Raw genomic sequence first — 2,591 nt, forward strand, 5'->3', positions numbered from 1 at the left:
CCCGCGATGGCCGCGGCCACCCAACATCTGGGCTTCGGCATCACCGCCGCCACCTCGTTCGAACACCCGTACTCCTTCGCCCGGCGGATGTCGACGCTGGATCACCTCACCAAGGGTCGGGTCGGCTGGAACATCGTCACCGGCTATCTGGAGAGCGCCGCCCGCAACCACGGCCTGGACACCATCACCCCGCACGCCGACCGCTACGACATCGCCGACGAGTACACCGAGGTGCTCTACAAGCTGTGGGAGGGCTCTTGGGAGGACGACGCCGTCGGCGCCGAACCCGGACGCGCGCACTACGCCGATCCGGCCAAGGTCCATCCGATCGAACACCTGGGCAAGCACTTCCGGGTCCCGGGCATCCACCTGTGCGAGCCGTCGATCCAGCGCACCCCGGTGCTGTACCAGGCCGGCGCCTCGCACCGCGGCAAGCAGTTCGGCGCGGAGAACGCCGAGGTGATCTTCATCGGTGCGCCCACCAAGGAGGTACTGCGCGAGGCCGTCGCCGATATCCGCACCAGGGCCTCCGACGCCGGGCGGGACCCCTACGACGTGAAGATCGTCAACGGACACGTCGCCGTGACGGGGGCCTCGCCGCAGGCCGCGCGTGATCGGTACGAGGATTTCCGGCGTTACACCGATCCCGAGGGCGCACTGGCCCTCTGGTCGGGCTGGCTGGGCAGCGACCTGTCCCGGTTCGACCTGGACGACCCCGTCGCCGTCACCGACAACGAATACCTGAAGTCATCGGTGCAGATGTTCGGCCAGGGTCAGTGGACCCTGCGCGACTTCATCGACGCCCACGCCATCGACGCCGAGGGTGGTTTCAGTGTCGGCGGACCCACCGAGGTGGCCGACGATCTGCAGTCCTGGGTGGAAGAGACCGATGTGGACGGGTTCAACCTGACCAACGTCATCACCCCGGGGTCGTTCGCCGACTTCATCGACCACGTCGTTCCGGAGTTGCAGCGACGTGGTGTCTACAAGACCGCATACGAGGAAGGTTCGTTGCGGCACAAATTGTTCGGGCGAGGTGCGCGCCTGCCGGAATCACATCGCGCGGCGCGTTACCGCCGCGTCACCGAGGAGGTAACACGATGACCACCACCACCGAACCCCTGACCTTCGGCTCCGAGCGCCTGGCCGCGCTCATCGCGGCAGTCGGCGAGGGCGCGCTGGAACGTGAGCGCCACAACGAACGCCCGTTCGCCGTCATCGACCTCATCCGCGAGTCGGGACTGGGTGCGCTGCGAATCCCGCGCGAGCACGGGGGCGGCGGGGCGAGCCTGCGCGAACTGTTCGCCACGGTGATTGCGCTGGCCGCCGCCGATGTGAACGTGGCGCACATCCTGCGCGGGCACTTCGCCCACGTGGAGGAGCGACTGAGGCTCGACGAGGTACAACGTCAACGGGTGACCGCACTCGCGTTGTCGGGGGCCATCGTGGGCAATGCCTCCACCGAGCTGGGCTCCGAGCCGGCCGGCGGCTTTGTCTGGCAGACCAGGCTCACCCCCGACGGCGACGCCTACCGGCTCAACGGCAAGAAGTTCTTCACCACCGGGACGCTCTATGCCGACTACGCCGAGGTCCTGGCCAGCGACCCCGCCGACGCCACCGTGATCGCCCTTGTTCCCACCGATCGGGCCGGTGTCACCGTGCTCGACGACTGGGACGGTTTCGGGCAGCGCGCCACCGGCACCGGGACCGCGATCTTCGCCGATGTCGCGGTCACCGCCGATGAGCTGCTGCAGTTCTCCCCGCCGGAGAGCGATGCCGAACGGCCGCCGCTGTACCACTCCGGCGCGTTCTTCCAGCTGTATGTGACCGCGCTGGAAGTCGGTGTGCTGCATGCGCTGCGCGCCGATGCGGTCGCTCACGTGCACCAGCGGGCGCGCAGCTTCACCTGGGCGCCCAACCCGTCGGCACCGGATGACCCGCTGCTGCAGCGCGAGATCGGTGAGATCGCCGCCGCGGCCTACGTCGGCGAGGCCACCGTACTGGCCGCCGCCGATGCGCTGGCCATCGCCTACGAGGCCGACGTCGACAAAACCGATCCGAATCTCGAACTCGCTCACGAGGCGTCCCTGCAGGCCGCCGCCGCCAAAGTCGTCATCGACGGCTTGGCGCAGAAGGCGGCATCGCAGATCTTCGATGTCGGCGGTGCGTCGGTGGTGCGCCAGTCGCATCTGTTGGACCGGCACTGGCGCAACATCCGGACGTTGGCCTCGCACAACCCGACGTCGTACAAGGCGCAGGCCATCGGCGCCTACTACACCCGCGGTACCAAACTGCCCGGCAGCGGCTACTTCTGACGCATCACGAGAAAGCCCCGCGGTAGCGGGCCGCGGGGTGCCGCTCGTTGATCAGGTCGGCACCGAACAGCTTGGCGCGCACGCTGCCGGGGGCGTAGTCGCGCTGAGCCAGCCCACGCTGCTGCAGCACGGGTGTGACGTGCTCGACGAAATCCTCGTAGCTGCCCGGGATGGTGGCGTTGACGACGTTGATTCCGTCCACACCCGCATCGCGCCAGCGCTGCAACTGATCGGCGATGGACTCCGGGGTACCCACCACCCGCGAGTTCCGGCCCT

Annotated in this window: 2 protein-coding genes and 1 pseudogene; 2 read left to right on the top strand and 1 reads right to left on the bottom strand. The window is 68.3% G+C overall.

The annotated features are described in order from the left end of the window. Nucleotides 1-1,104: NtaA/DmoA family FMN-dependent monooxygenase (locus H7J86_RS00145; RefSeq protein ID WP_267288629.1), on the top strand; the 1,104-nt coding region annotated here is incomplete at its 5' end. Beyond that, nucleotides 1,101-2,315, top strand: a complete 1,215-nt coding sequence (locus tag H7J86_RS00150) for an acyl-CoA dehydrogenase family protein (protein WP_267288631.1) — start codon at nucleotides 1,101-1,103, stop codon at nucleotides 2,313-2,315. The genes H7J86_RS00145 and H7J86_RS00150, both read left to right, overlap by 4 nt. Nucleotides 2,316-2,319: 4 nt before the next feature. Here the strand turns inward: H7J86_RS00150 and H7J86_RS00155 are convergent. Continuing rightward, nucleotides 2,320-2,591, bottom strand: a pseudogene (locus H7J86_RS00155) (LLM class flavin-dependent oxidoreductase); the annotation flags it as partial.

Origin of the sequence: Mycobacterium hackensackense, from assembly GCF_025822555.1 — a bacterium.
GTDB classification, from domain to species: Bacteria; Actinomycetota; Actinomycetes; order Mycobacteriales; family Mycobacteriaceae; genus Mycobacterium; species Mycobacterium fluoranthenivorans.